Below are 18355 nucleotides of genomic sequence, written 5' to 3' on the forward strand. Positions count from 1 at the left end.
CTGCCGGTCTGGACCCCTCTATCGCTCGCGGTCGGTCCGCTGCTGGCGGAGCGTCTCCAGCAGGCGGAGCCAGACCTCGCTGGCTGTGGGGTAGCAGGGCACGACGTGCCAGAGCGCGGACAGCGGGATGCGTGTTACGACCGCGGTGGTGGCGGCATAGACGAGTTCGGCGATGCCTGCGCCGGCGAATGTGGCTCCTACGATCGTGTCGTCGGTGCGGTCGATGACGAGTTTGGCGCGACCGCGGTAGTCGGGGCGCATCACGTAGGTGCCGGCAAGGGCGGCCAGGTCGTATTCGACGGTGTCGATGTCGAGGCCGGCGTCGCGTGCCTGCTGTTCGGTCAGGCCGGTGCTGCCGATCTGCGGGTTGGTGAAGACAACCTGGGGCATGCCGCGGTGTCCTTGCGCAGCGGACGGTAGTTCGCCGGCGCCGGTGGCGCGGGCGGCGATGACCTCGCCGACGATGCGGGCCTGGTACTTGCCCATGTGAGTGAGCAGCGCGCGGCCGCAGACGTCGCCGATGGCGTACAGCCAGCCGCCGCCTGTGCCCTGGACGCATTGGTGGTCGTCGACGTGGAGGTATCCGCCAGCTGTGAGGCCTACGGCGGGCAGGCCGATGTCGGTGGTGTTGGGGGTGCGTCCGGTGGCAACGACAAGTTCATCGGCTGCAAGTTCGCTGCCGTCGTCGAGGGTCAGGTGGACCTCACCGCCGCGGATGTGTCCCCGGCCGGTGGCCTGGGCCTGGGGGCGCTGGACGCGTGTTGCGCTGCGCCCGGTGAGCAGCCGGACGCCGCTGCGTCGGAGCTCGTCGGTGACCTCAGCGGCTGCGAAGGGTTCGTGGCGGGTGAGCAGCCGGGTGCTGCGGTGGACGATGGTCACTTCGGCGCCCAGGCCGCGCAACCAGGTGGCGGCCTCACAGGCGACCACTCCCCCGCCCAGAACAACGACCCGGCCGGGTACCTCCCGCATGGTGGTGACGTCCTGGGAGCTCCAGGGCAGCGCAGCGGGCAGGCCATCGATATCCGGCAGGAAGGGGCGGGAACCGGTGTCGATGACGACGGCGTGCCGGGCCGTGATCCTTCGGGTCGTGCCGTCGGGAAGGGCGACGTCGATCGTGCGTTCACCTGCCAGGCGCCCGTATCCGCGTACGACGTCAATGCCGCTCTGCAGAGCCCAGTCGACCTGGGAGGTGTCGTCAAGGTGGTGGATGACGGTGTCGCGATGACCGAGCACGGCTTGTGGGTCAAGGGTGGCGGCCAGGCCAGGCAGGCTGCGGGCCGCGTCGATGACCTCCACCGGGCGCAGCAGGGCCTTACTGGGCATGCACGCCCAGTACGAGCACTCGCCGCCCAGCAGGTTGCTTTCCACAATGACGGCGGACAGGCCCGAGTACTGGGTGGCGTACTGTGCGGCGTTCTCGCCAGCTGCGGCCCCGCCGAGCACGATCACGTCCCACTGCGAACGGTCCGGATTCACTGATGCGGCCATGATGCGCTCCTGAGGGGGGCCGGCCCAGGCGTGGTGTGTCCATGGGCTTGGGGTGCTTGCTCAATGAGGGAATTGGAAGTCGTCCGGGTAGGTGGGATGAGTCGGGATCACGCTGTTTCATCGAGGATTCCGGCGAGCTCGGTGTCGAGGTCGAGCAGGCGGTGTTCGGCGCCCGGCGGGACCACCTCGTAGGCCGCAGCGAGGAAACGGCGCAGGCTGTGGGTGGACAGCAGCACGAGCGCGATGTGTTCCGCACCGTGCAGCTCGACGTCGTCTTCGCCTGCGGGCACCCGCAGACCTTCCTCGAGCAGGCTGCGCGCGAACGTCCAGGTCGGTGGGATGGGCTGGCCCGGGGGGGCGGGAAGCGGATCTGTACTGCGTAGGGGTCCGTGCAGTGGTAGGCCAGCTGAACAGTGAAGGGCACTGGTGGGCCGTTTGTGCCCGCCAGGAACGCCTGAGCGGCGGCCTGTACGGGGTCTTGATGCACGTGCGGGCAGTGCGGGGGCTTGTTGAACAAGGTCATGACGGTCTCCGGGGGTGGTGCACAGGTGCGGACCTGCTCCTGTCTCGCGCAGCCGAGGCGGGCGGTCTGCCAGCCCGCGACCATGGCGCGCTGTGAGAGACGGTAGGCAGCTGTGCGCGGTTGTGGGTTGCTGACCGTGCACGTCGGGTTGTCCAGGACGGCACGGCAGTGCCCGGTTGTCACAAAGGTGCTTCTGCCCGGGGGCGGGAGCGGTCGAGGTGGGATAATCCGGACAAGCGTTCCCTGCACGATCGCGAGGCCGCCATGACCAGGCCGACTCCTGCCGCGCACAGTCCGGATGTTTCCCTGGTGGGCCGCTCACAGACGGTGGCCGAGCTGTCGCGGGTGCTGCCCCAGGCCGGGTCGGGTCGTGCCTGCCTCCTGCGTGGTGAGCCCGGCGTGGGGAAGACCGCCGTGCTGGATTCGGTGGTCACCCATGCGGAGCGTGCCGGCGTGCGCCTGCTGCGGGTCACGGGGGCGGAAAGCGAAGTACAGCTGGCTTTCTCCGGCCTGCACCAGTTGCTGCTGCCGCTGGAACCGCTGAGGAGGCACCTGGCCGACGGGCATCGGGACGCGCTGGACGGTGCCCTCGGTGCAACTGCAGGAGGGGTGGCGGACCCCTTTGTGCTGTGCTCGGCGACGGTGGATCTCCTGCGGCGGGCGGCGCAGCAGCAGCCTGTCCTTGTCGTCATCGATGATGTGCAGTGGCTGGACCGCTCCAGTACCGAGGTCGTGGCCTTTCTTGCCAGGCGGGTGCGCACTTTGCCGGTGAGTGTGCTGCTGGCGGCCCGCAGCGGGGCAGCGTGCGCGATCGACCAGGAACATCTTGACGAGTTTGTTTTGGAGCCGCTGAGCACGGCGGCGTCCATGGAGCTGCTGCGAACCCGTTTCCCCGACCTTGCGCAGCACGTTCGGGAGCGAGTCTGCGCGGAAGCTGCGGGTAATGTCCTGGCGCTGCTGGAGTTGCCTGCCGCGCTCACCGAGCCGCGCGCGACCTGGGCGCTGGAGAACCGCCTGCCGCTGACCGACCGGTTGCAGTCGGTCTTCGCCGGGCGGGCCGAGCAGCTTCCTCAGGACGTGCAGTGGGGGCTGCTGCTGGCGGCCCTGGAGCCGCTGTATATGCGGCACGCCGTCGGCGAGCCTGGCTTGTGGAAGCCTGCCGCGGAGGCGGGTCTGCTCGTGTCCGCCCGGGATGCGGTGACGTTCCGCCATCCTCTGGTGCGCTCCGCGCTGATCGAGGCGACACCTTTGTCGCGGGTCAGGCAGGCGCATAGGCACCTGGCAGCGTTCGTGGCAGATGACGCCGACCGCAGTGCGTGGCATCGAGCAGGCGCGACCGTCGAGCCGGATGAGAGTGTGGCTGCCGACCTTGAAGCGGCCGGCCGACGGGCGTGGGAGAAGGGCGGGTCAGCCATCGCGGTGGCGGCCTGGGCAAGGGCCGCTGAGCTCAGCGAGCAGCCGGCCGACCGTGCGCGACGGCTCACCGAAGCCGCCTACACCGCAGTTCAGACCGGTATGGTGCAGTATGCCGAGCAGCTCTTGGCGGAGGCCCGCCACGCTCACGCCGATCCCGCTGAGGCGGCAGGTACCGCACGCACGGCGCAGGCCTACCTACTCCTGCAGTGCTCCGGCGACCTGGACGGCTCGCTGCGGCTGTTGCATCGGGCCCTGGCGGAAAGCCCGACCGTCATCAGCCCCGACGTCAACGGCTTCGACGAGACACTAAACCTGCTGCTGTACAACTGCCAGTACGCCTCGCGGGCAGCAGCATGGGCGGACTTCGACGCCGCCCTCGCCGCACTCCCCCAGGCGCCGTCGGAAGTGACGCAGATGTCTGTGGATGTCGTGCTGCGCCCCGCCGAGACGGCGCAGCAGGTACGGCAGCGCCTGTTGCGGATCTTTGCAGGGCTGCCGGAAGACGAGATGCCGCGCACGGTGGTGGCGCTGTGTGCTCCCGCTTCCGTGGTGGGAGCCATGGAACCCATCCGTGACCGTCTGTTCCGGCTGCTGAAGGCCGAACGCCAGGAAGGCGTCATCAGCACGCGTCTGACGCTGCTGCTCGTGCTGACCCACCAGGAGATCCAGACCGCCAATTGGCCACAGGCGGACGAGCTCGCGCGGGAGGGAAGGGACCTGGCCCACGGACACGGATTTCAATTGCTGTACTGGTTGTTCACCTGCCAGCTGGGAAAGATTGCCGCGCACCGGGGAGACAGCGAGCAGGCTGTCCGTCTGGCTGTGCAGGCGGACCGGTGGGCGGCTCCGCGCAGAATCGGTCTGATCCGTACGGTGACGACGTGGATCCGCGGCCTCGCCGTGCTGGGCGACGGGCGGGCCGACGACGCATTCGAGCTGATGTCGCGCACCAGTCCGGTGCGGCCGCTGCCCGTACGGGACCGTTTCGTTCACCAGAGTCTGTTGGACTGGATTGAAGCCGCAGTGCGCTGCGGCCGTCTCGATGAGGCGCGCGTCCACCTGGCCGGGGCGCGGGACATCGGACTTGACCGCGTCTCTCCTTATCTGGCCCTGCTCGTGGAAGGTTCAGCCGCGCTGTGTGCTTCCGAGGAAGAGGCCGATGCCCGCTTTCGTGCGGCGCTGTCGATGGAGTCGGCGGACCGGTATCCGTTCGAGCAGGCCCGTTTGCTGCTGGCCTACGGTCAACGGCTGCGGCGTGCGCGTCGGCGTGAGGAAGCTGCGGTCCGTCTGCAGCTGGCGTGGGAGATCTTCGATCGGCTGGGCGCTCAGCGGTGGGCGGACACCTCGGCGGGGGAGCTGCGGGCTGCCGGGCGTGCGGTGAGCGCCGTGCGGCGGCCGGAGCCGGGTGGCGGTCTGACGGCCCAGGAGATCCTTATCGCGCAGCTCGCGGCGCGGGGACTGACCAACAAGCAGATCGGCACACAGCTGGATCTGTCTCCGCGGACGGTCAGTACCCATCTGTACAACGTCTTCCCGAAACTGGGTGTGACCTCGCGTGCGGCGTTGGGAGACGCCTTGAGGTCAGCGGGGCTCGGTGGCGGGACAGCGCTGTGAGGTGTGCGAAAGTCGTCCGCGGGGCCGAGAGGACATCCCCGCGGACGGTAGCCGGCTACAGGCCGAGGTCGCTGAGCCCGGGGTGGCCGTCGGGACGGCGTCCGAGCGGCCAGTGGTAGAGACGGTCGGACTCGCGGATGGGCAGGTCGTTGATGCAGGCATGGCGTGTGTGCATCAGTCCGTCGGCATCGAAGTCCCAGTTCTCGTTGCCGTAGGAGCGGTACCAGTTGAAAGAGTCGTCGTGCCACTCGTAGGCGAAGCGGACAGCGATGCGGCTGCCGTCGAAGGCCCACAGTTCCTTGATGAGCCGGTAGTCCAGTTCGCGGGCCCACTTGCGGGTCAGGAAGGCGACGATCTCGTCGCGGCCGTTGGCGAACTCGGCACGGTTTCGCCAACGGGAGTCCTTGGTGTACGCGAGCGACACTTTCTGCGGGTCTCGGGTGTTCCAGCCGTCCTCGGCAAGGCGGACCTTCTCGATGGCCGTCTCCCGCGTGAAGGGCGGGAACGGGGGGCGTTGGCTCATGTGATCTCTCCTCGACTAGGGACGCAGCGTGCACCGCGCCGGCCGCCGTGCCCGTGCACTAGGCGGGATCAGTGCCGGTAGAGGCGTCCTCCCAGCCCCGGGAGAGGGGGTGAGGAGCGCCCGGCACCACCACCGTAGCCAGCAGCGCATGGGGTGTTTGCGCGCTGACGCACGGCCGTTTGTCCATGTGTGCCCCCTGCGCACGGCATGACCTGTGCCACTTGCCCGGTGACCGGACGACGCCGGCCAGCAGCAGGCCCAGCGCCTGCCGGCTGTCCCTCTCAGCGGGTCGGCTTTCCGGCCGTGCGGTGGCCTCGGGTGCGCGAAACCAACGGAGGGCGCAGGCCGGGTCGACGCGGGGTCCCGGTGGCCGGAAGCGGGCGTACTCGGGAGCGAAGCGCAGAGCGTCGGCGGATAGGCGAGCGACGGTGGCAGGCCGCGGTCGTCGCCTCCAGAGGGCTCTCAGGCTCTGTCGTCCGTCTGCTTCGCGTTGCCGCCCGGCAGCAGCAGGTAGTCGGAACGGATGGGGCGCCTGTCGAAGAACGCGTCGAGGATCTCCCGGACCCCGGCGGCGTAGCGGCTCTGCGCCGACAGGGTGGCGGTCCCTGCGCCGGGCGAATCTGCCAGGTGCGGGAGGCCAGAGGCGGGCGGGTGGGCTAGGGCTCCGCTGTATCCGGCCAGTTCGCCCGTGGCCAGGGCGCGGTGGACGGCGGGCGTGTCGACGCGCTCAGCGGGGGTGCCGCAGTTGATCAGGTAGCTTCCGCGCCGGAGGTGATCCAGCAGGTTGCGGTCGACCGGGTGAGGGAGCTGGCCGGGCGTGGGCGCCATGAGCAGCAGGACCTCGCACTGTTCGGCCAGGGCGGGAAGGTCGGGGGCGTAGGCCGCGCGCAGCCGCTGCTCGAGTGGTGCCGGCAGATGCCGGGGAGCGGTGTAGTGCAGGTGGACGGCGAAAGAGGCCAGGCGGTGCATGGCGGCCTGGCCCGCGAGTCCGGCGTCGGCCAGGCCGACGTGCAGTCCTTGGAGGTCGTAGGAACGGGCCGCGTGGTCGGCCAGGCTCGGCGGCGCGCCGCGGCGCGGTCCGGGTTCGTCGCGGATGAGAGCGAGGGTGTGCAGTACCGCGTGCTCTGCTTGGCTGATGTAGTCGCTGTCGGCGACATGGGCGACGGTCAGGTCCAGGTCCGCCGCCGTTTCGAGGTCGAGGTACGCCGCTCCGCTGCCTGCGGTGATGACCAGGCGCAGGCAGCGGGCGCGCTGAAGGCGCTGGCGGGTCAGGCCGGCCGGCCATGCCGGCTGGCAGATCAGGACGTCGGCGCTGGGCAGGTGCCGGTCGAGGGCTCCTCCAGGACGCCCGGTGTCGGTGGTGACGATGAGGGTGTGGCCCGCGCTCTCGATGAAGCGGCGTAGCCCCAGGGCGCCGGCGACGCTGCCGAGCAGTTCTCCGGGTAAGAAGTCCGCCGCATGGGGGGCGGGCCTGGCACCGTCACGGGCGGACTGTTGCAGCCCGGGCAGTCCCCCGCGGCGGTAGCGTGGCGGGAAGCCGTCGGCCGGATCGGGAAACAGCACGCATACGACTCTCGCCAACGCTCTCACCGTCCCGGCGTGCCCGCTCGAATGCATCCTCCCGAGGGCGTCTTCACCGCTCGTCCTTTCACGCTAGGACGGGTGGTGAAGATGACTTGTCCGTCCGTGCGTCGGCACCAGGCCGCCAGCGCACAAGGCGGTGTCCGGTGCAGTCGCGTGCTGCCGGCATCGGGCTGGGGGCCGGGCGGGTGCGTCTGCTGTGCTGGTCTTCGCCGTAGCCGGTCGGGTTGCTCGCGGGTAGTCCGGCCGCATGGTGCGGCTGTCGAGCAGTGGCCTCCCGGCCCGTCCGTGCTCCTCACGTCCGGGTGTCGCGATTCATCAGCGGTGCTGGGCGCTGTTGCCGTGGTGCAGCTTTATGAAGAGTTCGGCAGATCAGGGCAGCCTGGTTGCGAGGAAGCCCCTGATGTATCCGGTGATCGCGTCCAGGTGGCTTTCCAGAGCGAAGTGGCCGGAGTCGATGAGGTGGATCTCGGCGTCGGGCAGGTCGCGGCGGAAGGCGTGCGCCCCGTCAGGGCCGAAGATTTCGTCGCCCTTGCCCCAGACCGCCAGCAGCGGCACCTCGCTGGTGCGGAAGTAGTCGTGGACCTGCGGGTATAGGTCGACGTTGGTGATGTAGTCGCGGAAGAGATCCAGTTGGATGACGTCGTTGCCGGGTCGGTCGAGCAGGGCCTGGTCGTGGCTCCAGGTGTCGGGGCTCACCAGGCTCGGATCGCCCACGCCGTTGAGGTACTGCCAGCGGGTGCTGTCCCTGCTCAGGGCATGGCGCACGGCCGCCTCGGTGTGGGGGTTGGGGTCGCGGGCGTAGGCGAACAGTCCGTCCCAGAAGGAGTCGACGAAGCCGTCGGTGTAGGCGTTGCCGTTCTGGCTGATGATGGCGGTGATCTTGTCGGGGGTGCGCAGGGCGAGCCGCCAGCCGACGGGTGCGCCGTAGTCCTGCACATACATCGCGTACCGGTCGACGCCCAGGTGCGCGAGCAGAGCTTCGGTGACATCGGTGAGCTGCTCGAAGGTGTAGTCGAAGTCGTGCGGCGGCGGGGCGGAAGAGCGGCCGAAGCCGACGAAGTCGGGGGCGATGACGTGGTAGCGGTCGGCGAGCGCGGGGATGAGGTGGCGGAACATGTGCGAGCTGGTCGGGAAGCCGTGCAGGAGGACGACGGCAGGAGCGCTGGCGGGGCCGGCCTGCCGGTAGAAGACGCGCTGGCCGGCGATGTCTGCGGTGCGGTGGTGGACGGGGACCATGACAGCTCCAGAAGGGGGTTCGTGCGGGGCGGGCGAAAGACGGCTCTGAGGCTTGGATCGCCGCTGTTGCGCCCGCGGGGCATGACCCGACCGTAAGAGCCGGTGAGGAGGGGGTTTTACCTGCTGGTGCACGCCGTCTTGCCCCTGACGGAACCGGACAGTCACATGACGTATGACGCGGACTCGGTGGCGCGAAAGCATCGTTGCGTGCTCTTCGATACGCACCTCAGCCCGCGGAGCCGATCATGATGCTCACGGTTTCCACCGATGCCCTTCCGGAGCCGGACCGATTTGCCTACTGGCGGGAGGAACTGATGGCGTCCTTCCTGCCGGTGCTGCTGGAACCGGCCGACACCCGCCCGTTCAACGGGCGGATCTCAGCTGTAGGCCTGGGCCCGGCCCGGGTGAGCTCGGTGCTCACCACGCCCATGAACTGCCTGCGCACCAAGCGCCACATGAACCGCGACGAACAGCCATATGTGCTGGTTGTCCTACAGGTCACAGGCCGCAGCACGGTGGAGCAGGACGGCCGCGAGGCCTGCCTGTCCCCCGGTGACCTGGTGTTGTACGACACGACCCGGCCCTTCCGCACCACCCCGGTGACGGGGGACGGCTCGTTGCAGGAACAGCGGGTGCTGAACGTCCCCCAGACCCTGTTGGGGCTGAGCGAGACGGACCTGCGCCGCTTCACGGCCACCGTCATCCGCGGGGACTACGGGCTGGGGGCGATGTTCATCCCCTTTCTGCTTGCGCTCGCCGAGGAAGCCTCCGTCTGCTCACCCAGCGCGGGCGCCCGGTTGGCGGGCCATGCGGCGGACCTGCTGTTCACGCTGTTGCACGAGCGGATCGGCGGCCCGCCTGACACTCTCACCCCCGCCCAGCAGGCGCTGGTAGACAGGGTCGAGGCGTACATCAACGCGTATCTGTCGGATCCGGCCCTGTCTCCGGAGGCGATCGCGCAGGCGCACCACATATCGGTTCGCTACCTGCACAAGCTGTTCCAGCTGCGGCAGAGCACGGTCAGCAGCTTCATCCGCCAGAGGCGGCTTGAGGAGTGCCGGCGCGAGCTGCGCCGCGGCATGGGCGCGTTCTCCGTCGCTGCGGTCGCCCAGCGCTGGGGCTTTGCCAGCCCCGCCCACTTCAGCCGCCTGTTCCGCAACGCCTACGGCGTCCCGCCGAGCAACTGGCAGCAGTTGGCCTCCTGAAACTTCACCGGCGCGGAAGCGCGCTGCCGCCCCGATTGTCCGCCGGCCAGTAGACGGTGGTGGGTCACTGCGGCGGTCGGGGGGGTCGGTCCGGTTCGTCGCGGTCGGGATCGACGGCGCGATTGATGCGCTCGGTGATGCTGCGCAGGGTGGTTTGCTGGGCGCGGGTGAGGGGGTCGAAGACCAGGCGGCGTACTTCCTCGACGTGTGCGGGGGCGGCTTCGGCGACCTTGGCGAAGCCCTCTTCGGTCAGCACGGCCAGTGTGTAGCGGCCGTCGTCGGGGTCGGGCAGGCGGCGCACCCAGCCCAGCCGCTCCAGCCGCTTGACGACGTGGGACAGGCGGGAGAGGGAGCCGTTGGCCAGGCCGGCCAGCTCGCTCATCCGCCGGGTGTGGTCGGCTGCCTCGGACAGCCCTGCGAGCACCTGGTACTCGAAGTGGCTGATGCCTTGGTCGCGCTGCATCTGCGCATCGAGGGCGCTCTGCAGGTTGATGAGCATCGCGCCCAGGGACAGCCAGGTCTGCCGTTCCTGCGCGTCAAGCCAGCGGGGTTCGTGCGCCATACCGCCATTCTAACTTGACGCTTCAACCCACACTCACATCCGATTGACTTGACGCTTCAAGTGAAATGAATCTAAGTTGACTTGAAAATTCAAGTCATGAAAGTTGGACGTACCTGATGAACGCCACCCTGTGGTCCCTCGCTGGCCTGCTTGCTGTTCTGTTCCTGCTGGCAGGTCTGATGAAGCTGGGCCAGCCCCGGGAGAAGCTCGTCGACTCCGGCATGGGCTGGGCCGCAGACCTCGCGCCCGGCGCCGTAAAGGCGATCGGCGCCGTGGAGGTACTGGGCGCGCTCGGCCTGATACTGCCTGCGGCCCTGGACGTGGCGCCGGTTCTGGTGGCGTGGGCAGCCGCAGGCCTGGCGGTGACCATGGCGGGTGCGGCCGCGGTCCACGCGCGCCGCAAGGAGTATCCGCTGATCGGCGTGAACCTCGTGCTCCTCGTCCTGGCTGCCGTGGTTGCCTGGGGCCGCTTCGGCCCGCACGCCTTTTAAAACCGCGCGGCGCAGGCGGCGGGCTCACAGGTCGAGGGTGAGATCGCTGGCCGGCTGGGCGCAGCAGATCAGGGCGCTGCTGGAGGGCGGCTGTTCGACGGGCGCGGGCGTGTAGCGCACGCCACCGTCGATCAGCCCTGTCTCGCATGTGCGGCACACCCCGGTACGGCACGACCAGCGCACCGGCACATCGCAGGCCTCGGCCAACTCCAGCAGACTGCCGTAGCGACTGCTCCAGGCGGCGCTCAGGCCACTGCGCGCGAACCGCACGGCGGGGCCCGCACCCGCGGGGCCGGGCGGGGCGTGCGGCGTACGCGGCGCGGCGGGCGCAAGACCGGGGGTCAGGGCCGGCCCTGCGCCGAAGGTCTCGGTGTGAAGGCGCGCCGCAGCGGCGCCGCGCTGGAGCAGCGCGGCAGTCATCTCTTCAAGGAACGCCGTGGGCCCGCACAGGTAGACGTCCGCGTCTTTCGGCACGTCCAGGGCGTCAAGGGCGTCGGCCGTCAGCCGTCCGGTGACGGTTCCCGGGGCAGGGCCGAAGAGGGCGTCGGCGGGTGCGGGACGACTGTAGAAGATGGCTGTGCGGGCGTGCTCCAGACGGGCCAGCAGACGGCTTGTTTCCTCAGCGAAGGCGTGTTCGCGCCGGTTGCGGGCGCCGTGCAGCCACCAGATCGGCCTGGGCGACGCCGTCTGGACCAGGGCGTGAAGCATGGCAAGGACAGGGGTGACGCCCACGCCGGCGGAGGCCAGGACGAGCGGCCCGCTGTCGGGGCGCAGTATGAAGGTGCCGCGGGCCGCCGCCACGTCCAGGGTGTCGCCGACCTTGACGGATGTGTGCAGGAAGGTGCTGGCCGCGCCCTGTGCTTCGCGTTTGACGGTGATGCGGTACTGGTTGGTGCCGGGTGGACCCGACAGGGAGTAGGAGCGCACCAGCGGCGGCTCGCCCGTGGGGCGCAGGCGCAGCGTGAGGTACTGGCCCGGTACGGCGGCGGGAAGCAGCTGGTCGTGGGCATCGGCCAGCCACAGCGAGCGCAGGTGGGGGGTCTCTTCGTCGATGCGGCGCACTTCAAGGGGGCGAAATCCCTCCCAGGCGGGCCGGGTGGCGCCGGCTGAGTTCAAGCCCGCGTTCGCCCCGGCCTGCGCTGGGGCGCCGCTGCGGGCCTGGTTGAGGAGGCCGGTGAAGGACTGCTGCCAGCCCGGGCTGAGGGCCTCGATGCGCAGGGCCTGCTCGAGCCGGTCGGTGGGGTGGGGCGGGCGGTAGAGCAGGGCGTCGATCTCCGCGACGGTCATCCGGCCCGGCCCGTCGAAGAGCTTGACGATCTCCTGCCCGGCTTCCACCTCGCCCTCGGTGAGCACGCGCAGGTAGAACCCCGGCCGGCCGTGGGTCACCAGCAGTGCGGGCATGCGCGGCTCGTTCAGCCGCAGCCCGACGCGGTAGCAGGTCACCCGGGGCTGGGTCACCTCGAAGACGGCCGTCCCGATGCGGTAGCGGTCACCGATGCAGACCTCGTCGTCGGCAAGACCCTCGACGGTGAAGTTCTCCCCGAAGTGACCCGGGGCGAGGTCGTCGCGCTGCAGGACCTGCTGCCAGTAGCGGTACGAGGCGAGCTGGTAGACCAGGACTGCCCGCATCTCGCCGCCGTGGCCGGCGAGGTCGCCCTGGCCGTCACCGTCGACGTTGAGACGGCGCACCGTACGGGGCCCGGACACCGGTGCCTTCCACACGCCGGTGTGGACGCTCGCACCGCGCCACGCGACCTCCTTGGGCAGTCCCACATTGACCGATACCAGGCGTGCCATGTCCGCACCTCCGTGCAGCAAAGGGGTCCGTCCCGCGCTGACCGCAGCCGGGGCGGGAAGCAGGGGTGTCCTGGGCCGGCGCTGTGTCCGAAGCGGCCGGCCCAGGTGCCCCGTGAGGCGGGTCAGTGTCCGAAGACCGTCCGCAGGGTGCGGATGGCCTGCTCGATCGCGGCGTTCGCGGCGTTCGTGGGACGAACAGGGTTGAGCATCATGAAGTCGTGGATGACACCGTTATAACGGATGCTCGTGGTGTCCACCCCTGCCTCGGTCAGCCGGCGGGCATAGGCCTCGCCCTCGTCCCGCAGCACGTCGTTCTCGTCTACGACGACGAGGGCCGGCGGAAGTCCGGCGAGCTCGTCCAGGCCGGCCCGCAGCGGCGAGGCCGTGCTCTGTGCGCGCTCGCCGGGGTCAGTGGTGTAGGCGTCCCAGAACCAGGCCATTGCCTTAGCCGTCAGGAACGGCCCATCGGCGAACTCGCGGTAGCTGTCGGTGTCCTGGGCGGCGTCGGTGACCGGGTAGTACAGCGACTGGTGGATGAAGGTGACGTCGCCGCGCCGCTTGGCGAGGATGGCCAGTGCAGCAGTCATATTGCCACCGACGGAATCGCCGGCCACGGCCAGGCGGGAGATGTCCAGGCCGTGCTCGTCTGCGTTGCGGATGAGCCACTGGGCAGTGGCGTAGGCCTGTTCCAGGGCGACGGGGTAGCGGGCTTCAGGTGAACGGTCGTATTCGACGAAGGCGACCGCCGCATCGGCGCCGACCGCGAGCTCACGCACCAGGCGGTCGTGGGTGCCGGCGTTGCCGAGGATCCAGCCGCCTCCGTGGACGTAGAGGACTACGGGCAGCCCCCGGCCTGCGTCGACCGGCTTGACGATGCGTACCCGCACCTCCCCCACGTCGGCCGGCACCGTCACCCACTGTTCGGTCACCTCCGGCTGGTCGACGGGGGCGGCCTGGATGTCGTCGAGGACCTTGCGGGCTCCCTCCGGGCCCAGCTCGTAGAGGAAGGGCGGAACCGACGTCGCATCGGCGATCTCCTGCGCAGCAGGCTCGAGAATCAGCTTGGTCATGATGTCCATCCTTTGCGGTTGAATGCGAATCGGCTGGTGGTCTGCGCCGTCTGGTGCCAGGCGACGGCACACCGGCCGAGGGCCGGACCGGGCCTTCTCACCCCTCCTGGCTTCGCCGAGATGCCCTGACGGGGCGGGAGGAAATATCCGGCCCTTCGCAGCGTAGGAAGCCAGCCCCGGCCCGGATGACGATGCGCGCACCGTCGTGATGCGTCTGCGCGCACGGCAACCGATATGCCCGCATAGCGGCGGCTGCTGCGGCTGCCACGTCCTGGGCTGGGCGTTCAGCGGCATGCCGAGAGTGCGCGGTCGGTCAAGGCGGGCGGCTGTGACGGGTTTGAGTATCTGTCTCACCCGCCCCATCGGGCCCGTGCAGCTCGGCCTCCCGCGCAGGGCTCAGAGGGCCGCCACTGTGGTTCGTCGAAGGAGGGCCATGGGTGTCACCACCTCAACCACCGGTGCGCATTTCGCCCTGCAGGTGCTGACCGCCACCACTCCAGTACTCGTCTGCTTCCGGGCGGCCTGGGATCCGCAGAGCCAACACCAGCGGGACGTCCTGCGGCAGATCGCGCAGACGCTGACGCACCGGGTGCAGATCGTGTGCATCGACGTCGACAGGGAACCGGAACTGGCGGTCCACTACCAGGTCTGGCTCCTGCCCACCCTGGTGCTGCTGTGCGGTGGCCGCCAGGTCCACCGCATCGACGGTGCGGCACCTGCACCGCTGATCCTGCGTGAGCTGACCGCACTGCTGTGACCATGCCGCCACGCTGTCGCCGTGGGATCCGCTGCCGGTCAGGCAACGGATCGCCGAGCGGCTGTCCGAGGCGTTCACGCCCGGTCGATCATGTTCAGAGCCAGATGAAACCCGTCCGGCCCCGCGCAGGGTCAGCAATGGCACTTCAGCACCTGCCCGACCCCGGTCGGGACCGGGTCACCAGCATGACCGCGGGTCTTGTACGTGCTCTGGTGAGTGCCGGTCCTCGCCCCTGCCCAGGCCGGTCCGGACCAGGAAGCCGGGGTCCGCTTCCCGCGGCGGGGCAGCAATGTGCACCCGCTGGGTGCCGGGGATGCCCACCTCGACGAGGACCCCGTCGCGGAACATCCACAGACCGAACAGGTCGTCGTCCTCGTCGTGGAGCATGACCTGCACGCAGGCGGGCTCGTTCCACGGCAGGGATTCCAGGTCCTTGAGTACCCCGCGGCGCCGGTTCCACCGCTCGAACTCGATGTGCCAACCCCCTACAAACCAGGGAATGTGCACGAAGCAGCCGTGCCAGGTGCGGGCCTCGTCCGGCCTCGTCAGCGGCTCCATCACCTCGTCCTCGTACCGCGCCAACACGATGACCTGCGCCATTCTGCTCATGCCCACATGTCACACCGTGCCGGGTACCGAGGCAATCGATTTGGGACCCGAAGCCGTCGGGGCTCCTTCCCGTTCGACGGTGTTGCGCTTCTTGTACCGGTCCTCGTCGAACCCGGGTGGTCGTCCGCCGCGTGAGCCTTTGCGCAGGCGAGCGGTCTGGCTGTCGGTCTTCTCCGGGATGGTGTGCCGGATACCCCGGCGCCGCAGGTACTCGCGGCAGGGGCCGTTGCTCTAGGCCTTGTCGGCCGCGACACTGTCCGGCGTCTTGCGTGGCCTGCCTGGGCCGGACTTCGGGACGCGGATCTTCTCCAGAACAGGCTTGAACTGGGTGCAGTCCTCGCTGGCCTGGGGTGACGATCAAAGAGCGGGCAAGGCAGCAGCCGTCCGCGCTCAGGTGAAGCTTGGTGGTGAACCCGCCGCGCGAGTGGCCCAGGCCCTCACCTCCCGCACCACCTCCACCAGGCGGGGCGTGCAGGCTCTGCCACGCGGTTTCGTCCTGGTGGGCTCTGACTGCCGTCATCTGAGGCAATGGTGGTGGCCGCCGCCTTGCGGGCGTATGACCTCCGTCGGCGCCACCACCCGCCGAGATCAGGGGCGTAGTGAAGGGCCCCGCCGCGACGGGGGATTGCGCGGCGGGGCCTGGTGGTCAGTGTGCTACGAGACGTGGTGGCGGTCAGTAGTTGGCGTTGGCGAGGATCTCGCCGTCCTTGTCGTACACGGTCACCAAGCCGTTGTCGGACTCGTAGCACGAGGTGAAGGCGCTCGCGATCAGCTTGCCCTCGCCCTGGTGCGGTCCCATGAGGCCGCCGCTGTAGTCCGTGAACACCTCGGGGGCGTCGAGGATGTCGTTGCGCTTGTCGGCACCAGTGACCTTCGTGACGTGCTTGATGGCCGCCTTCTCAGTGGGGGTGCCGGTCTTGGCGACGCAGGCCTGGAACTCCTCCGCCTGGGTCTTCTCCGCCGGTGCCTCCTCCTTCGCCGGCGTGTCCTGGTCTGCCTCGGCCTTGGGGGACGCGGACGTGGCGGCGACGGCCTTGTCCTTCTTGCTGGTGTCCGTGGAGTCGCCGCCGCCGGCGCTAGCCGCGATGCCGATGATGACGAACAGGCCGATGACGCCGAGGCATCCGAGTCCGACGATCTTGCCGGCGCTGCGCTTCTTCGGCGGCTGGGGCATCGGGGCTCCGTAGCCCGGCTGGGGGTACTGCTGCTGCGGGTAGCCCTGCGGCGGGTACGGCTGCTGCGGGTTGGGCTGCTGGTGCGGGTACTGCTGGCTCATGTTGTCCCCGAGGCAAATTGTGTGTGACTTACATGTGTGCGACTTGTGTAGGCACTGTGTGGTTGCACCCAAGGGGGAAACTTCACCTGTTCGTGATGAAAGTGAGTTTGCGTCACAGGCGGTACGTAAGCGGTGCGCGATGGCTCACGAGCAGTCAGCGGCTCTACTCGCGCATCACCCCGTCGGACTGCGGAGTGAAGATGGCACGCTGCCCGGGCGCCCACTCGGTCACCTCGCGCAGGTGGTCGGCACGGGCGTCGGCGAGTTCCCTGGTCCCTTTGCCCTCGTCGCGTCGGGGTTGACGTGCATGATGGTGGTTTTGTCGTGTGCGTGGGGATGGGACCGGGCGGCTGGCTAGCTGCGAGGCGGCGGGCCACCCGCAGACAGATGGACCGGTTTGTCAGATTCCAGGGATATAGCAGGGCACCGGCGAAAGATCGGCTCGTACGGTGGACCACCCCCGCACCCGCGGGGTGGTCTCCAGGAGCGGTCGGCGTCCTAGTGATGGTGCGCGGCCGGGCTGCGGGTGTGGTCCGCCCGGCCGGGCGGCCGCAGTGTCAGCTCAACTGCAACGCGGTCCCGGCCGCTGTCCGTTGGGCCCACCCTGCGGGCGCCGAGAGGGCGCTCACGCGTCTCTGCTGTGGCGTTTCTCCGCAGCGCGGTCGGCCCCTGTTCGACGAGGTCTCGGTAGAACGTCAGCCGGGCGTGTTGGACCTGGTGGTTCTGCTCTGTGACCGCGACTTCCTACTGGGCATCGTGCAGTTGGGCCCTTCGCTCTTCGGGAACGGCGTCTTCGATGAGGAGCAGGGTGCCGTGGCCATAGGTGATGCCGATGTGAGCGTGGCCGGGTCGGCGCCGGTGGCGAGGTGGGCGCGCAGCAGGTGGTATTTGCGGTGCCAGTCCGCGCCGTGGGGCAGGCGCCAGTCGGGGGCCAGCGCGGTGAGGGCGTCGGCGCGGGCGGTGTCAGGTTCGTGTCTGGTGGCGAGGTGGCGTTGTTCGGCGAGCCAGGCGCCGACGGGGGTGGTGGGGGCGGCGAGGTGGCCGTGCATGCGGTGGTAGTCGGCTGCGGCTGCCAGGCGGGAGCGCCAGGCGGCGTCGTGCTTGTCCCAGATCATGCCGAGCGCGTCGAGTTCGGCGGTCCAGTCGGCTTCGAGGCGGCCGGCTTTCACCGCGTCGCGCATGGTGGTGATGAAGGTGCCGAGTGTGTAGCCGGAGGGGTCGATGTGGTCGACGGGGACGTCGAGGTGGCCGTACTGGTCGCGGTAGGACTGGGCGGCGGCGAGGCCGAGGCGGCGGGAGCGGGAGACGGCCGCCTCGCGGGGGTCGAAGGAGGCCAGGTCTGGCTTTGTTCACTTCTAGGGGCAGCGTTTGTCCGCCGGTTTGGGCAGCAGTTGCGGATCTTGACGCCCGCGAATGTTCACGAGAATTAGCAGCGCCCGCGGGGCGTCACTGCCCGGTCGGCGCTGGGCGGGTGAGTCCGGCTCCGACCCTGGTCAGCATCTGGCCGAGGAGGTGGAGAGCTCGTGCCCGTGTCGGCGCTCCGCGCACTGTGCCCGTCCAGTAGGCGTCAGTGAGTTTCTCGGTCACCGCGAGGGTCTGGCTGTCGTCTTGGGCGGCCAGCACGATGACGAATCGCAGGTAGTCACCGATGTCGGTGCCATGGCGGTGCTGGTTGATGAAGGTGTGCAGGCGCGCTGTCAGGGCGGGCAGGGTGCGGTCCGTCGGGAAGACGACGGCGAGGCCAGCGAGAGCCAGCCGAACTGCGAAGCACTCGCCTGACCAGCGAGCCAGCAGATCAGGGGTGTGCAATAGGACTGCGTTGCAGGCCCGGGCCTCGCTGTCGGGATCAGCATGTTGCGGGGCGGCTGGCCAGCTCTCGGCGAGGTGGCGCTCGGCGACGGTGGCGGCGCGGAACAGCAGGCCGACGGCTTCGAACCGCTGTCGAGCGGGAACGCGCTCGTCAACCGCCAGGGCCGCGAGCAGGACGAGGCCGTCGGCGGTGTAGGGCTGACAGGTGTCCTGGTGGAGGATCTCGTTGTAGAACTCGGCGAGGAAGGTCCGGTCGTCCCAAGCGGGATCGATCTCCGAGTCGAACAGCATCGCCGCTTGGAGCGGCATTCGGTCCGGCAGACCATCGGCGATGACGTCCCGGAAGAGCTTCCGGACCGGCGGACCACAAGCGATCGCGTCGTGCTGGGTCTGCT

Annotated in this window: 16 protein-coding genes; 4 read left to right on the forward strand and 12 right to left on the reverse strand. The window is 69.3% G+C overall.

The window, feature by feature from the left end; translation table 11 throughout:
• Positions 1-18: 18 nt before the first annotated feature.
• A complete protein-coding gene (locus AOQ37_RS37760; RefSeq protein WP_062651688.1) occupies positions 19-1488 on the reverse strand; it encodes a dihydrolipoyl dehydrogenase family protein in 1470 nt (489 codons plus the stop codon).
• Between the two features lie 107 nt (positions 1489-1595).
• Positions 1596-2333: an SsgA family sporulation/cell division regulator gene (locus AOQ37_RS42255; RefSeq protein WP_374701579.1), complete on the reverse strand. Its 738-nt coding sequence runs from the start codon at positions 2331-2333 to the stop codon at positions 1596-1598.
• Between AOQ37_RS42255 and AOQ37_RS37770 the strand changes: the two genes are divergently transcribed.
• On the forward strand, positions 2276-5041 hold the full coding sequence (locus tag AOQ37_RS37770; protein WP_063781243.1) for a helix-turn-helix transcriptional regulator: 2766 nt from the start codon (positions 2276-2278) through the stop codon (positions 5039-5041). The two genes, AOQ37_RS42255 and AOQ37_RS37770, sit on opposite strands and share 58 nt — an antisense overlap.
• Before the next feature lie 55 nt (positions 5042-5096).
• On the opposite strand, the gene AOQ37_RS37775 is transcribed toward AOQ37_RS37770, so the two are convergent.
• From AOQ37_RS37775 to AOQ37_RS37785, 3 genes are all read right to left on the reverse strand, one after another.
• Positions 5097-5564, reverse strand: coding sequence for a nuclear transport factor 2 family protein (locus AOQ37_RS37775; RefSeq protein WP_062651693.1), 468 nt, complete (start codon positions 5562-5564; stop codon positions 5097-5099).
• A gap of 462 nt (positions 5565-6026) precedes the next feature.
• Positions 6027-7127, reverse strand: coding sequence for an NAD(P)-dependent oxidoreductase (locus AOQ37_RS37780; RefSeq protein WP_062651695.1), 1101 nt, complete (start codon positions 7125-7127; stop codon positions 6027-6029).
• Between the two features lie 390 nt (positions 7128-7517).
• Entirely contained in the window at positions 7518-8384 is an 867-nt protein-coding gene (locus AOQ37_RS37785) for an alpha/beta fold hydrolase (protein ID WP_062651697.1), read from the reverse strand.
• Positions 8385-8629: 245 nt separating this feature from the next.
• Here AOQ37_RS37785 and AOQ37_RS41960 point away from each other — a divergent pair, with 245 nt between their 5' ends.
• Positions 8630-9589 (forward strand): AraC-like ligand-binding domain-containing protein, encoded by a 960-nt coding sequence (locus tag AOQ37_RS41960; protein ID WP_062651699.1) that lies wholly within the window; start codon positions 8630-8632, stop codon positions 9587-9589.
• A gap of 64 nt (positions 9590-9653) precedes the next feature.
• Here AOQ37_RS41960 and AOQ37_RS37795 read toward each other — a convergent pair whose 3' ends face one another.
• Positions 9654-10151, reverse strand: coding sequence for a MarR family winged helix-turn-helix transcriptional regulator (locus tag AOQ37_RS37795; protein WP_062651701.1), 498 nt, complete (start codon positions 10149-10151; stop codon positions 9654-9656).
• Positions 10152-10267: 116 nt separating this feature from the next.
• On the opposite strand from AOQ37_RS37795, the gene AOQ37_RS37800 reads away from it, so the two are divergent.
• Positions 10268-10642, forward strand: coding sequence for a DoxX family protein (locus AOQ37_RS37800; RefSeq protein WP_062651703.1), 375 nt, complete (start codon positions 10268-10270; stop codon positions 10640-10642).
• A gap of 24 nt (positions 10643-10666) precedes the next feature.
• Here AOQ37_RS37800 and AOQ37_RS37805 read toward each other — a convergent pair whose 3' ends face one another.
• Both AOQ37_RS37805 and AOQ37_RS37810 read right to left on the reverse strand, forming a co-directional pair.
• Positions 10667-12439 carry an MOSC and FAD-binding oxidoreductase domain-containing protein gene (locus AOQ37_RS37805; protein WP_062651705.1) on the reverse strand — a complete coding sequence of 591 codons (1773 nt, stop codon included), beginning with the start codon at positions 12437-12439 and terminating at the stop codon, positions 10667-10669.
• A gap of 122 nt (positions 12440-12561) precedes the next feature.
• Entirely contained in the window at positions 12562-13509 is a 948-nt protein-coding gene (locus AOQ37_RS37810) for an alpha/beta hydrolase (RefSeq protein ID WP_062651707.1), read from the reverse strand.
• Between the two features lie 433 nt (positions 13510-13942).
• On the opposite strand from AOQ37_RS37810, the gene AOQ37_RS40700 reads away from it, so the two are divergent.
• Entirely contained in the window at positions 13943-14266 is a 324-nt protein-coding gene (locus tag AOQ37_RS40700; protein ID WP_062651709.1) for a thioredoxin family protein, read from the forward strand.
• Between the two features lie 177 nt (positions 14267-14443).
• Here AOQ37_RS40700 and AOQ37_RS37820 read toward each other — a convergent pair whose 3' ends face one another.
• From AOQ37_RS37820 to AOQ37_RS37835, 4 genes are all read right to left on the reverse strand, one after another.
• A complete protein-coding gene (locus tag AOQ37_RS37820) occupies positions 14444-14875 on the reverse strand; it encodes a hypothetical protein (RefSeq protein WP_062651719.1) in 432 nt (143 codons plus the stop codon).
• Positions 14876-15548: 673 nt separating this feature from the next.
• Positions 15549-16151 carry a hypothetical protein gene (locus AOQ37_RS37825; RefSeq protein ID WP_062651711.1) on the reverse strand — a complete coding sequence of 201 codons (603 nt, stop codon included), beginning with the start codon at positions 16149-16151 and terminating at the stop codon, positions 15549-15551.
• Between the two features lie 695 nt (positions 16152-16846).
• Positions 16847-17488 (reverse strand): helicase associated domain-containing protein, encoded by a 642-nt coding sequence (locus AOQ37_RS39455; protein ID WP_234437153.1) that lies wholly within the window; start codon positions 17486-17488, stop codon positions 16847-16849.
• Positions 17489-17597: 109 nt separating this feature from the next.
• Positions 17598-18355: hypothetical protein (locus tag AOQ37_RS37835; protein ID WP_159401445.1), on the reverse strand; the 758-nt coding region annotated here is incomplete at its 5' end.

Source organism: Streptomyces maremycinicus, assembly GCF_001184025.1.
Lineage (GTDB): Bacteria > Actinomycetota > Actinomycetes > Streptomycetales > Streptomycetaceae > Streptomyces > Streptomyces maremycinicus.